This is a genomic window from Thermosphaera aggregans, assembly GCF_014962245.1.
GTDB classification, from domain to species: Archaea; Thermoproteota; Thermoprotei_A; order Sulfolobales; family Desulfurococcaceae; genus Thermosphaera; species Thermosphaera chiliense.
The window spans coordinates 267,916-280,427 of sequence record NZ_CP063144.1; the positions used below are offsets into that span (position 1 = coordinate 267,916).

Annotated in this window: 17 protein-coding genes; 8 read left to right on the top strand and 9 right to left on the bottom strand. The window is 43.1% G+C overall.

All coding sequences use genetic code 11. The features are described from left to right. The first annotated feature begins 424 nt into the window (after positions 1-424). Positions 425-811 (top strand): hypothetical protein, encoded by a 387-nt coding sequence (locus IMZ38_RS07380; protein WP_193436444.1) that lies wholly within the window; start codon positions 425-427, stop codon positions 809-811. Between the two features lie 8 nt (positions 812-819). On the opposite strand, the gene IMZ38_RS01560 is transcribed toward IMZ38_RS07380, so the two are convergent. Further along, positions 820-1,731, bottom strand: a complete 912-nt coding sequence (locus IMZ38_RS01560) for a geranylgeranylglycerol-phosphate geranylgeranyltransferase (RefSeq protein ID WP_193436445.1) — start codon at positions 1,729-1,731, stop codon at positions 820-822. 39 nt (positions 1,732-1,770) lie between these two features. Between IMZ38_RS01560 and IMZ38_RS01565 the strand changes: the two genes are divergently transcribed. Next, on the top strand, positions 1,771-1,989 hold the full coding sequence (locus IMZ38_RS01565) for a hypothetical protein (RefSeq protein ID WP_193436446.1): 219 nt from the start codon (positions 1,771-1,773) through the stop codon (positions 1,987-1,989). A gap of 187 nt (positions 1,990-2,176) precedes the next feature. Here IMZ38_RS01565 and IMZ38_RS01570 read toward each other — a convergent pair whose 3' ends face one another. Next, positions 2,177-2,986, bottom strand: a complete 810-nt coding sequence (locus tag IMZ38_RS01570) for an A24 family peptidase C-terminal domain-containing protein (RefSeq protein WP_193436447.1) — start codon at positions 2,984-2,986, stop codon at positions 2,177-2,179. 87 nt (positions 2,987-3,073) lie between these two features. On the opposite strand from IMZ38_RS01570, the gene IMZ38_RS01575 reads away from it, so the two are divergent. From IMZ38_RS01575 to IMZ38_RS01585, 3 genes are all read left to right on the top strand, one after another. Further along, positions 3,074-3,595, top strand: a complete 522-nt coding sequence (locus IMZ38_RS01575; RefSeq protein WP_193436448.1) for an HIT family protein — start codon at positions 3,074-3,076, stop codon at positions 3,593-3,595. After that, positions 3,585-3,797: a hypothetical protein gene (locus IMZ38_RS01580; RefSeq protein ID WP_227410895.1), complete on the top strand. Its 213-nt coding sequence runs from the start codon at positions 3,585-3,587 to the stop codon at positions 3,795-3,797. Before IMZ38_RS01575 ends, IMZ38_RS01580 begins: the two co-directional genes overlap by 11 nt. A gap of 185 nt (positions 3,798-3,982) precedes the next feature. Beyond that, positions 3,983-4,165, top strand: coding sequence for a hypothetical protein (locus IMZ38_RS01585; RefSeq protein ID WP_193436450.1), 183 nt, complete (start codon positions 3,983-3,985; stop codon positions 4,163-4,165). A gap of 167 nt (positions 4,166-4,332) precedes the next feature. On the opposite strand, the gene IMZ38_RS01590 is transcribed toward IMZ38_RS01585, so the two are convergent. The 5 genes from IMZ38_RS01590 to IMZ38_RS01610 form a co-directional block, all read right to left on the bottom strand. Then, on the bottom strand, positions 4,333-4,470 hold the full coding sequence (locus IMZ38_RS01590) for a hypothetical protein (RefSeq protein WP_193436451.1): 138 nt from the start codon (positions 4,468-4,470) through the stop codon (positions 4,333-4,335). A gap of 33 nt (positions 4,471-4,503) precedes the next feature. Then, the gene (locus IMZ38_RS01595; protein ID WP_193436452.1) at positions 4,504-5,442 is read right to left on the bottom strand and encodes a hypothetical protein; all 939 of its coding nucleotides are present in this window, start codon (positions 5,440-5,442) and stop codon (positions 4,504-4,506) included. Next, entirely contained in the window at positions 5,435-6,256 is an 822-nt protein-coding gene (locus IMZ38_RS01600) for a hypothetical protein (protein ID WP_193436453.1), read from the bottom strand. Before IMZ38_RS01600 ends, IMZ38_RS01595 begins: the two co-directional genes overlap by 8 nt. Positions 6,257-6,262: 6 nt before the next feature. Then, the gene (locus IMZ38_RS01605) at positions 6,263-6,949 is read right to left on the bottom strand and encodes an SPFH domain-containing protein (protein WP_193436454.1); all 687 of its coding nucleotides are present in this window, start codon (positions 6,947-6,949) and stop codon (positions 6,263-6,265) included. 364 nt (positions 6,950-7,313) lie between these two features. Beyond that, positions 7,314-7,808, bottom strand: coding sequence for a hypothetical protein (locus IMZ38_RS01610; RefSeq protein ID WP_193436455.1), 495 nt, complete (start codon positions 7,806-7,808; stop codon positions 7,314-7,316). A gap of 714 nt (positions 7,809-8,522) precedes the next feature. Between IMZ38_RS01610 and IMZ38_RS01615 the strand changes: the two genes are divergently transcribed. The 3 genes from IMZ38_RS01615 to IMZ38_RS01625 all read left to right on the top strand — a co-directional run bounded on the left by IMZ38_RS01615 (position 8,523) and on the right by IMZ38_RS01625 (position 9,287). Next, a complete protein-coding gene (locus IMZ38_RS01615) occupies positions 8,523-8,717 on the top strand; it encodes a hypothetical protein (RefSeq protein ID WP_193436456.1) in 195 nt (64 codons plus the stop codon). Positions 8,718-8,839: 122 nt separating this feature from the next. Beyond that, positions 8,840-9,010 carry a hypothetical protein gene (locus tag IMZ38_RS01620; RefSeq protein WP_193436457.1) on the top strand — a complete coding sequence of 57 codons (171 nt, stop codon included), beginning with the start codon at positions 8,840-8,842 and terminating at the stop codon, positions 9,008-9,010. A gap of 76 nt (positions 9,011-9,086) precedes the next feature. Beyond that, entirely contained in the window at positions 9,087-9,287 is a 201-nt protein-coding gene (locus IMZ38_RS01625) for a hypothetical protein (protein WP_193436458.1), read from the top strand. A 71-nt stretch (positions 9,288-9,358) separates the two neighbouring features. On the opposite strand, the gene IMZ38_RS01630 is transcribed toward IMZ38_RS01625, so the two are convergent. Beyond that, positions 9,359-10,330 carry a hypothetical protein gene (locus tag IMZ38_RS01630; RefSeq protein WP_193436459.1) on the bottom strand — a complete coding sequence of 324 codons (972 nt, stop codon included), beginning with the start codon at positions 10,328-10,330 and terminating at the stop codon, positions 9,359-9,361. A gap of 1,170 nt (positions 10,331-11,500) precedes the next feature. Next, positions 11,501-12,502 carry a DNA double-strand break repair nuclease NurA gene (locus tag IMZ38_RS01635; RefSeq protein ID WP_193436460.1) on the bottom strand — a complete coding sequence of 334 codons (1,002 nt, stop codon included), beginning with the start codon at positions 12,500-12,502 and terminating at the stop codon, positions 11,501-11,503. Positions 12,503-12,512 lie beyond the last annotated feature (10 nt).

The following is a 12,512-nucleotide window of genomic DNA, read 5'->3' on the forward strand; positions in this document are numbered from 1 at the left end:
GGGAATAAGTGGTGAGTATAAGTTTCTTCGAATAATTCTACTCCACACGGTTCTATCATCTAGTACTAGCAGACGCTGATTACGAGATAGATGGCTATTAGTACTGCTAGCGGTTCTTACATTGTAAGGACCAGTACTCTAAAGATGGTACAAAGCATCTGAAAAGCGTTCCTATGTTGGTGAACCTCTTTACAGAGTACTGGGCTGAGATGAGATCTATACCGTTCTTTTGCATGAGAAGGGTCTTACTGGGAAGAAGTTGCTTAATATTAGTCAATATGTAATAGCTATAGTTTGGTATTTCGTAGTAGTTGAAACCGCCATCTATATTATGCTATTGCCAATTGTGAGTGATGACATCTTATCAATTATTGGTTTGATAGGCTTTATACTACCCTTTACACCAACTGTAACTACTGCCGCTATGGTAACCAGTTGGATTGTTGAACACGAAGCAGACCTCAACGCTCTTAAAGAAGCAGGCTATAAGGCTATTGCTTCATCATTATTGAAACTCCACCTGTACGGTTCAATTGAGAGCTACTCGCAATACGTTAAGGAGATTGAAATAAACCTTGAAGAGTTGGAGAATCCGTCGAAGATAACATGTAAATATGTGTTGAAAACATTATTCAAGTATAGCTGGAATGTACCACTCCACTATTTTGACTTCATTAGAAGACCACTTTACTATACTCATCCACCATTGGAGTTTAGAATTTACAAGCTGTTTAATGAATGGAAGCATGTTGAGCGTGAAAAGGGGAACGGTTCAACCCGTCCTGGCGAGGCCTTTAATGACCACGGGTGAGAAACCGTTTAACCCGTTATTGCCGACCTTGCAAACTCTGAGGCAAGTATTAACAGTATGATTATTGTTAAAAGGTTAAACCTTTTCAGGAACGTTGAAGCATTCTTCGGCGTCGGATTCTTCAGCAGCTGGATTATGGAGTAGGCGAGCCCTGCTTCCGGGATCAGGATTAGCGCGAAGGTTTGCGAGAATAAGCCGTAGTATCCTGCCTCGTGGTTGAGGAATAGCAAGGGGCCTAAGGTTAACCCTAGTATAGTGAATAGTGAGCCAAGCCGTGCAGCTGTTTCAGGACCGTAAGCTATTGCAACGCTTCTAACCTGCTTCACCCTATCACCCTCCATGTCCTGGATGCTTTGAACAACCTCGCGGCCAAGGTTGATGAAGAAGCTGATCCAGGTAATCTTCAAGACCACGGGGTTAACCCGCCCGGTAGCTGTCAGCGACCCGTATATGAATGATGCTGAAACGCATAGCGCTACAACAATGTTGCCCAGCAACCCGGTTGCCTTAAGCCTTAGGCTGTACAGGATTGACAAGGCGTACATAGTATTCAACATTATTAAAGACTGCACATTGGTTTGCAGGGAGAGGGCGAAGCCTGCTGTGAAAAGCAGGATGCTGAAGACTGTGGCGCCTCTTCTAGAAGCCATTCCCGAGGGCAGGGGTGCTCCAGGCCTGTTCACAACATCTATCTCGTAGTCGACAGCATCGTTGAAGACGAATGATGAAGCAGTCATCAGCATCGAAGCTGCTACGGGGGCGAGCATTAAGCCTGGCTCCGGCAAGCCTCCAAGAGCTGCAACCTGCCCCATGAAAACAGCGAGCCCCATTAGCAATGGGGCTGGGGGACGGGTTAGCCTCGCATACGCGATTATTAGTTTAAACAACCCATTCATTAACGAATCCACCGCTTCACTCACACAATATTTTCTAACCAGTAAAAATTTCAACATGCTCAGTTGCTTAAAGCACAAATCGCATACAATAATGGTTCTCGAATAGGCAAGTGGAGTATTAGCGGTGAATCGCGGCGTAGAGGTGTTGTTGCATGCTGGAACTGGTTCTCCAGGACCCTGTGGGGTGGTTGGAGCAATGCTCCAGGCGCCCTAGGACTACTTGTAGATGGGAGCCCCGTGCCGTCGGGGTCGACAGCCACCTATGACTCCACAGTGGCCTAGAAACCATGGTGGGCGGGGTGGAAGTCCATGGAGGCGACACCCAGACATTCCTAGAACAATAAAGATGACCCTCTAGGGACAAACGGTTAGAAGCGTCTTTAACGTGATACCTAGTTGTCCGAGCCATTTCCTTAAGGCTTGCCTTCTCCTACTATTCAATCCTATGGTTACGGCTTAACCTGCTTGCTCAGTGCGGGGTGAGCAGGGTTAGCGGCTTATCCCCTAGTACCAGGTAGGTTGTGAAGCCTAGTAGTAGTAGGGTTAGGAATGGTATTCCATGAGCCACCCATATTTTAGCCTCAGGGCTTACCAGGCCCTTCTCCACTAGGGTTTTAAGCCTTGCCTGGTGCTCCCTGTAATCCTCTTTCTCTACATCGTAGGATAGCCTGATCTTCTGCTTAACCGCCCCGGCTTCCTCCTCGAAAACTGTTAACGGGTAGAGGAACCTTGTCTCCAAGTATTCTCTAACCGTCATGGGTTTCGCAATGATTGGGAGGAGTATTTTCTCCGTCAGGCTCAGGTTCTTCAGCATATCCCTGTGCCGTGTTAGGATGTGCAGGGCTTTCCCCGCTGAGTATATGATTATTGATGCGCACGCGTACAATATGATCAGTATTACGGGAGGGGCTATGGCAGGTGTTCCCGGTAGCCCTGTCTCGTTGAAGAGCACCGGGTATGTGAAGGTTAGGGAGAGGCCTGTGGCAACGTACACGTCGCCCAGCCCCATCAATCCTTTAAGGTAGAGGAGTGTGAAGAGGACTGGTGCTATAGTGATCGAGAGGGCTGTGTAGACAGCGGCGTAGGCTGGCGGGAGGTTTGAGATAATGATTAGTGTTGACAATGCGTAGAAGACTGCTGAGCCCGCTACGTAAGCATATACTTCCGGGTCGTTAACCTCCCTCTTCCTGTAATCCTCAATGGAGAACCTGGCTAGGAAGAGTAGCGTGAAAACTATTTTAGCATACTCCAGGATCCAGGCCCACTCCCAGCTGATCACCCTCAGCACCCTGCTTGTTTAATGTAAGGGTAAGCTATTAAAACAAGGCAGTTAATCATTAATAAGAGCCGAGGCAGGCGGTGCTTGTTGAAGATTCTGTGGAGCCCGTGGAGGTTTGAATACGTGAGGAAGGTTTCCAGGAACCAGGAGGAGGAGTGCTTGTTCTGCAGGCTTCAAAGGATGAGCGAGGAGGAGGGGCTCGTAGTCTACAAGGGGAGGCACTCTTTCATAGCCTTGAACGCCTACCCATACAACTCGGGCCACTTGATGATAGCCCCCTATGCTCACGAAGCGAGCACTGAGAAGCTCCCGGTTCACGTCCTCACCGAGGTTTTCTGCCTGATCAACCTTTCAATCCTAGCGTTGAGGAGAGCCTTCAACCCAGACGGCTTCAACATAGGGGCTAACATAGGGAGGGCAGCGGGCGCCGGGGTCCCGGGGCACGTCCACTTCCACGTCGTGCCTAGATGGGTTGGGGACACAAACTTCATGCCTATCATAGCAGACACCAAGCCAATGCCCATAAGCCTCAGGGATGCCTACAAGGTTTTGAAAGAATCTATAGAGGCGGTTTTAAAAGAGCATGGTGAATGCCCCAGTGGTGTCTAAGAAAGACCTGGTAGTTGTTGAGAAATACTTCTTCCTGGGAGCGGAGAGATACAGGGTCAGCGTCACAGGAACCAACATAATCGTAAACGTGAGAGCCGGGAGCGAGGAGGAAGCAATTGAGAAAGCCCTTGAAATACTCGGCAAGATAAGGCTGACAGACCAAGCCCTTGAAAAACTCCGGAAAACCAGTAAAAACCAGTAGGAAGCAATCCTCTCAAACAATATAAGGGAGTTAGGAGAATCCTAAACAAGATGACGACAACTTGCCCCCAAAAGACCAGAACGGGATGAAGAAATTACCGCGGACGGATCCTAAAACAAGCGGTAATCCCAAATGATCAAGCCTCACTTTAATACCCATTCAGACCTCGGTCAAGCCCTGCTTGGTTGAAAAATTATCTCTATTATATTTCAAAGTTTAAAGAGCATGAAATAATTTTTGTAAAAAGGAAGATGGAAAAATTTGGAGGTGGAGAAGGGTTTGAAAACTTTTTCAATTCTTTCTTCCAGTTGAATGCGGCGATTGAAGCGTATAGGAAAGGAGCCTTAGCCATAATGCTAGGGTTGTAGGATATTTAAGTAAATTAAATTAAAAACTTTTTAAATTATGGTTAACCTCCTGGGGTTCCATGCCAGGGGCTTTCCTTCCAAATAGCATCCCACAATGTTTCCTCGGTGAAGGTTTCTTTTCTCGCGATGGTTGATATAATTAAGGTTGGCGGAAGTATTTCCTTGATTCAATTCTCGAGCTTTATTTTCAAATCACTAATATATCTTGATACGTCAACGAGTTTATCTATATAACTGCAATACCCGTGCTTAACCCAGTTTTTACCTGGTTTGGGATCTGGAAGAGGGGTCCGCAGTTTGTACATCTAAGCTTGTATACTTCCGGCATATATTTAGCCTTAGTAGTGATCCATACCAATACGTTTTTCTATTTCACTTATGCGCCATTCTATCTCTCTTTCCCACCGTGTACGTTCTTCTTCCATGTTCTTCATATCTTCTTCTATGTGCTCCAGACGTGTCATTATCTTCTCTATTATTGATATCAATTCGTCTATTTTTTCATAAATGTGTTTCTCCATCATTGTTAATTTCTCCATAGTCAGGTTGTAGTAATACTTAGAGATTTCATCACTTAGATTATGTATCATAGTATAGCAAACCTTGCAGACAGCAATGTTGTTTCCATTGATTAGATACGGCACGTTTTTTCCATAACGTTCTCTCATGTATTCATTTATCGTGGCTGGTAGGTATACGTAGTTTATATCTTCGCCTTGGATCTCTCTATCGCAGATCCAGCACCTAGTCGTCTTACTCAACTTGGAGATTTTGTCATTAATAAACCTCATTGCTTCCGGAGTATCTTGAAGGTGGGGGCTAGCTTCTAAGTATAATCCCAAGGCTTTATTTGGCTCTTTTTCTTCGATATGAACAGCCACGATTATCCTTGAATAACCAAATAGTCTATGTCCTATCACGTCTAATGAATCGTGAATACCAACAATATCCCCTAGGATAAATCTCCTTGGTCCTTCAGATAGTAGTATATTAGCAACTTTTTCAAATTCTTTGGCGACATCTAAATTCATTAACTTGATTTTGTCTTCTTCAAGTGGGGGCAGGCTGAGTAGTATAGTTAGGATGACTAGTTCTCGTGCTAATTCAGGGGGACGAACCTTGTTAACTAGTCCTAGATCCAACTCTGTTGCAGGACCGAGCTTCTCGCATTGCTCGGCTGCATCCATAAGGGATTCAGTATTTTTCTTGGATATGGCTTTGTGTATAGCTTCGTAGAGTCGTTCGTAGCATAAAACTAAATCTGCTTTATCAAGCAATACTGGATCTTTTGATTTTTTTTGCTACTTCATATGCTTCGCGAAACGTATCTGCAGCTTTTTTAAATTGTCTCTTCTTGATCTCATCGAAGCCTTTTTTCATTAAATCTTCAAATTTTTCAACATCGCTTTTTAACTTGGAGATCCTGTCACTAATAAACTCCTTTATGTTTTGGACTTCCGGATCATCTGGAGGAAGAAGGGTGCTAGCTTCTGAATATAATTCTTTGGCTTTGAGGGGGTTTTCTTCTTCTATGTTAGCGGCCTTGATTATTCTCGAGAAGCCTAGTAGCTTAAACCCTATTACGTCTAGTGGTTTATGAATGTTTACAAGGTTTTCGAGAATCAGTCTCTTGTTTCCTTCGGAGAGTAGTATATTAGCTACTCTTTCGTATTTCTCAGCTGTATTTAAATCCATGGACTTGATTTTATTGATTTCAAATGAGGGTAGATCGTAATACTCGGCTAGAATTTCTAGTTCTCGTGCGAGTTCGAGCGGATATACTTTACTGACTAATCCCAGGTCTAGCTCTATATTAGGCTCGAGTTTTTTACACTGTTCTGCTACTTGTTTAAAAGACGTGGGTTTCCCTTTATGTAGGTTATGTAGAGCTTCGTAGAATAACGCGTAGAATAGAGCCAGATTTGCCTTGCCGAACAATACTGGATCTTTTGATTTTTTTGCTACTTCATATGCTTCGCGAAACGTATCTGCAGCTTTTTTAAATTGTCTCTTCTTGATCTCATCGAAGCCTTTTTTCATTAAATCTTCAAATTTTTCAACATCGCTTTTAAAGAACCATTTTTTAAACATGTATTATCACATCTCTTGTTTGTATTTTCCTAATGATTTCTTCATTAACTTTTCGTATTCTTCCTGTCTAATCAATCCCTTATCGAGCATTCGTTTTAATTCTCTTAACTTCTCAATTATCTGTGACCTTCTTTGTTGCTCTTGCTGATGAACCATTGGCTGGGGGAATCCAGGTGTAGCGATCAAAGCACCCAACCATCCAGTTACAGGTGACCTACCCGAAGCCCTCATAACCTCAACTGTTCTAACCATCTCCAATACCTTGTCTTCATTGCCTCTTTGAATTGCAAGGAGTAATGGAAGACCATGTGTCGGGTCTTCTTTCTCCATCTTCTCTAACATTGGGAGACTTACACCACCTATTTCAATATCATTTTTAAACATATAAAATTCAAGGCCTCTCTGTTTAAATGCATCGTAGATAATGTCTGCTTTTACCCCGGCTACAACCCCGCTTATGTTTGAATAAGTATCCATAACCGTGTACTTACGTATTTCTTGTATAAAGTCCTCTAGGAAGTAATTCCTAATGAAGTCTGCTACTGCAGGTGGAGAAAGCCCTCTCGATGCTCCAGCAACCTGTGTTAGGAATAAGACTGGATCGCTAACACGACACCTGAACTCAGTCAAATAAAGTGTCCTGCTGTCTGCTATCATGGCGTATTCGTATTCTTCTGATTCGGGGTTTTCCACGCGATTACTACCATGTCATACATTTGATGCAGTCTTTTAATGAAAGGTTTAGATGCGTTTATTCCAGCATCAATTTCGTAGGTTTCCCTGTTGAAAGCCTTGTTCGGTAAATTTCCTGAGATAAAACAGGGTGACAGTTCTATATTAATATTGTCTGGTATTTTTCTAATAAATCGGAATCCCAGTAGAAGAAGAATATTGGTAAACCATTTTTCCATTTTTGATGGCAGGTTGTCCATGTAGTCGCGAAGCCTAGGATTACTTGCCACTCGTTTTTATCTGTTGGAGAACATTTTCCCATCATGGTATGATAGGCCGTTTTTGTCGTCGAATATGTTCCATGCAACTTGCTGTATCATTTTGTTTACCCAAACTTCTTTGGCTGGTTTACTAGCTTGGACTTCTGCTTTAACAGGTGGGTTATCATCCACGTGTCTCTTGCTTTGTCGAAGCTTTCTATTAGGATGGTGTTGCCGGTTGCGTCTATTATTGTGGTTGGTTCGAAGTCGACTAGGTTGTTGCGGTATTTCTGACCCGTGTTCCTTTTGTTAATAAATCTAGCTTCTAGATCTTCTTGCAGGTTGTCTTTTTCAACGACTATGTTGTAGTATGTGATTGCTTCTACTGTTGCGTTATTGGTTGATTCCTTGTCGAAACATAGTTTTAACCCTAGATTGAAAGCGTGATCGGTTACTTGAACCGTATCATTGATGTATTGTTTGTAGGGTCTGTAGATTTCATCGTATTTTATGAAGTAGAATTTGGGAACCTCGTTGTATAATCCTTTAACCAGGGTGGTTAGGTTGATCGTGTGGTTTAATTCTTCACTGGTTATTTCCCCGTCTAATGCTTTCTCCATTAAATAGTTAGTAAAAGGATTGGATTTCCAAGAGATTCTTACTGTTGCTTACTTGCTGGGTAAATCGTTTCTCATTATTGTCTTGGAATCCGTTGTTGTCTAGTGGTTTAATTATTTCCAGGTGCTTGTCCAGGTCTTGTTCAACAGCTTGCTTGATGCTGTCGCGGCTATGATGGTTGCTATGATGATGTAGGTGAGTAGGGTTTTCACAACGGGCCTCTGTCTGTAACTCTGAATTATCCGCCCGATCTAACACATCTTTCCATGGTTGCTGTTTTAGATTGGGGCGTTTTCAACGTTTTCTGCTACTAGTGCTTCAGCATCCTCTAGATTCATATTGTTCTTGAAGGATTTTTAATTGGTTTCTTCCCTTGCTTAAGCTTTTCCAGGAGGGTTCTTGACATGATGTTAAGGCTGAGCGCATCCTTGAGGGTGGAAGGGTTTCTCCCTGGCTGTTATGATTTACCCGTATCTCGCTATGACTCGCGGAGATTATAAAATCCTAGAAACATATGCAAGGGTTCCAAGGGTTTCACACCATGACACATTCCTTCTCCTTACGGGTTCAATGCCTCCAGAATGTTTCGAAAAGTGGGTGATGAGAGGTTTAATTTACCAGTGTATTTATGGTTTACTAAATTCTACTTGTTTTTCCACTTACGCAATCATGGAAAAGCAGTGGATAACATCTGGTTTTAAACGTTGTTCTGTTGATTGCGTTATAGGCGAGGTAGAGATGTGGGAAGTCTCGGGGCTTTCAATGCTGGAGGAGTTTCTGACGCTGTGGTTGCTGAGGTGATGTTGGGTTATGTTTTCCCGGAGGTTTCGAAGTTTCTGGGCGCGGCTAATGTTGGGGCAACATCTATTGCCATAGCCTTAGGCCTTAACTGGAAATCAGTTGAGCTTTAGTGTTTTAATGGCTTGTTAAATTCATAAAGTGTTCTAAAACCAGATTTCTCGTTGTTAAAACAAGTAGTTGCACAGTAATGAGGAGAATAAGTGTTAGTTTCCTTCTCAATAAGAACTGGGTGTTGTCGGATAATTCTGGTTCTAGGCCCCAGGTCAACTGTGAGCAGATTGAGAAAAAGCTGTGGGAGAATGACGAGTTAATTAGAAAGGGGATAAAGAAGAGTACTGGTCACATCATGGATATCGAACGTGTTGAAACACTGGATGTTAAACCCGGCGAAACATATTATTGAAGCACGCTTCAATACAACTATGCAGTTATATTTCTTGCTAAAGTCAACATGATTGAGACCGACCATCACCGCTCTGTTGCCTTGTTCCGTTCCGAGCATTACGATGTTGAAAATCCAGTCATGGACAGCTGACAGGTTTCCCTTGTGGGGCAGACCTATAATTATCTACGATACGAGATTAGGATTGGAGTCGAAGATGGATTTCAGCATTGAGTGTCTAGAAGAATTTATTATAAGGCATAAAACCTTGACAAGCAGCGTACATTCTCCCGGTTGAATAGTATGTGTTAAGCTGGCTGGTTTACTGGATGTGAAGACTTCGTAACAACTGCTCTAGACTTCTAGCTATTACTTCATCTTCTCTTCGAAAAGATTATCTATGTGTTGAAAGTATTCACGGATTCTCTTGGCAAGCTTTATTGCCTGTTCACGACTGCCGTTCTTAATGTGGCAGATGTATTCTGCCTCTTCATCCGTGATAACCGTGAAGCCGCAGTTAGGGCAGTAGGCTACGAGGTAGGATATTGGCTTTCCTAGATACGTCTCCGCATAGACATCGTATTTTACACCCGGTCTACCACACATAGGGCAGGCAACGAGGGTTCCATGCATTTTCTTCAATTCTTCGACGAGTTCTTCCAGGTTAAGACGCATTTCTATCTCTCCGCATCGAATGTGTTGAAAGTATTCACGGATTCTCTTGGCAAGCTCTTTTGCCTGTTCACGACTACCGTTCTTAATGTGGCGGACGTATTCTGCCTTTTCATCCGTGATAACCGTGAAGCCGCAGTTAGGGCAGTAGGCTACTGAGTAACGCATAAGTTCATTCCGATCCATTACTTCGTGAACGACAAATCTTACACCCATCGCGTAACACTTAGGGCAGTCAACGGAAGTCTCAGGCGTTTTCTTCAATTTTTCGACGAGTTCATCTAAGTTTAGCTTTTGTGCGAACTCTCTGTATTCACGGATTCTCTTGGCAAGCTCTTTTGCCTGTTCACGACTACCGTTCTTAATGTGGCGGACGTATTCTGCCTTTTCATCCGTGATAACCGTGAAGCCGCAGTTAGGGCAGTAGGCTACTGAGTAACGCATAAGTTCATTCCGATCCATTACTTCGTGAACGACAAATCTTACACCCATCGCGTAACACTTAGGGCAGACAACGGAAGTCTCAGGCATTTTCTCCAATTCCGTAGTTTTACTCATTTCGTCGTCTGAAATGAGGATCGAAACCCAAACATAGAAAAACATTGTCGTAGCTATCCATTCCCATCTAATCTGCTTCACCCACTCAACAATCCATTCCCACTTAATCAATCCAGTCGAAAACAAAATAGCGATTAAGATTATTACCGTGACTAACCCTTTCCACCGGGTTTTAACGATTCCTTCAGCCGCTATAATCAAGAGAGCAGAAATAAAAAATAGGAGTATTCCCATGAGAATGTTTACCAATCCATAAAGTAAAGTAGTGAGAAAGAGTATTATTACCGTGACTAACCCCTTTCGCCTCCTGAAAGCTTCGGTAAAGGAAAAGCATAGGAAAGCTAGTATGAAAGGGCTGGTAAATACGAGGATAAGTATGAACCATCTCAATATTCCCTCGGGCAAGGGGAGCATTTTCATAATTGATTCCAAGAATCCATTCCAGAACGTATGGAGTATTTCCTCAACCAATTCCCACAACTCCCTTCGTCTTTACAACTCTACAAGTTGGTTGTATTCTCTCTTTTCATCATTATTACTTTCTCGAAGTTATAAATTCTCACCTGCTAAAACCCTTGAAACAATCCCTGGCACCAGTTACTCCTTTAGCACGATTCTTGGTTTTCAACAAGGTATTGTCTGCTGCTCCACTATGAAGTAGCGGGGTGAACACTCTTACTTTCACACTTAGAAACAGCGTTATAGAACAGTTAGTTAGAGACTATAAGCACTAGTGATCCATAACCCCGAATCAAAATATATTTAGAACGAATTCTATGCGTGGATCTTTGATTAGAAACGACTATAATCCTTACGAGATAGGGAATGAAAGAAACAGGAGTTTAGTTGAATTCGAGTGTTAATGTGCGTTGAATAACTACTTGTTGCGAGATTGTGACCACACATTGCTGCAAGGCACCAATAAACATTGTAGCCCGTGGAAAACAATTAAGCTTCTAGTGGATCCATTAATGCAATGCTTTAACTAAATTTCTGGTTTTTCATGCATGTTTCCTAGTTCTTTCTAGCTTTTATTATTCTGAAATATTGGTTAGTTGAATTTAATACAGACCCTTACGAAATGTTTTCCTTAACCAAATCCAGGAACTCCTCTGTGAATCAATGTGGAGGGTGAAATATAAAAGTGGTTTCTTCTCACATCGTATAAGACTTGTTTGTTGTGCTTACGCGATATAATCTGGGGTTACGGGATAGTAGGTGGAATGTGTTTTCTTTACGGGGGTTAGTGGAGGAGGTTAAAGTGGCGTGTAAAAATATTGGTTATACGGGTTTTTGTGGGTTTACCAGGCTTAAGAGTAGTCTTGCAAGCTCCATGTCTTTCTGCGAGAGCTTGGAGTACACTAGCTCGTACACGAGCCTCCTAGTATCGTACTTCACGTATGAGAGCTGGTCAACGTAGTCGAGCGGTAGTGGGAACCCGGTGCTGCCGGTGATTCCTGAGAGCGCCGAAACTATTTTCTCCACGCTCCAGCTGGGTGCTTCCGCGATCTCTGTTTTCACAGCTAGATTAATTGTTTTCAAAGCAGGCTTGTAGAAGACTACTTTAACTCTGCCAACGTATCCTTTATACGCTCTAATTATTCTTCCAATCCATTCATATCTAGCCTGTATTCTCGAGGCAATGTTTTCATCGCTTACTTTATCCAGTATCTCTCTAATTTTCCGGTTAAACTCGTCGTAGAATTCTTTGTAAGTACCTATTGTAAAGTATTCGCCATGGTCTAGCACTATGGAAGCGATCACCCTATCACTCAATCCAATATCGAAGAGTTCATGAATAATTCTAATATCGCCGGAGTAGCTCCTCTTTAAAACACCAATTAACGGTGTATCAGTCTCCCATGCTAGGTCGAGGGCTTCTCTCGTTAACTCTTCCGCCTTCTTCACGAGTTCACGGGCTTCGCTAGGGAGAGATGAATCCTCTTCTTCCCCATATCTCGTCAAGATCTCTCCATCCACTATCGCTATATCGAACTCCATCTGCCCATTCTTCTTATCCTTCAGTGCTTTCAAGAGGGCGTTGCGCTCATGGACTTTGGCTTGAACACCAGCTAAGTCTCTATCGCGGTGGTAGCTTACATATGCTTTAAGCGTTGGCGGGGTGTTGCATTTAACGCCCATTACTATCTCTGCAACCTGTATAATCCAGATGTAGCCTCCTGCCACCTCTATGGGTGGGACAGTATAGCTTGAGTCAACAGCGTATGTGCAAGCCCCTCCACCGTGCTCGGGAAACTTCTTGATCAAGCCCTGACTGCTCAACTTCTCTCTA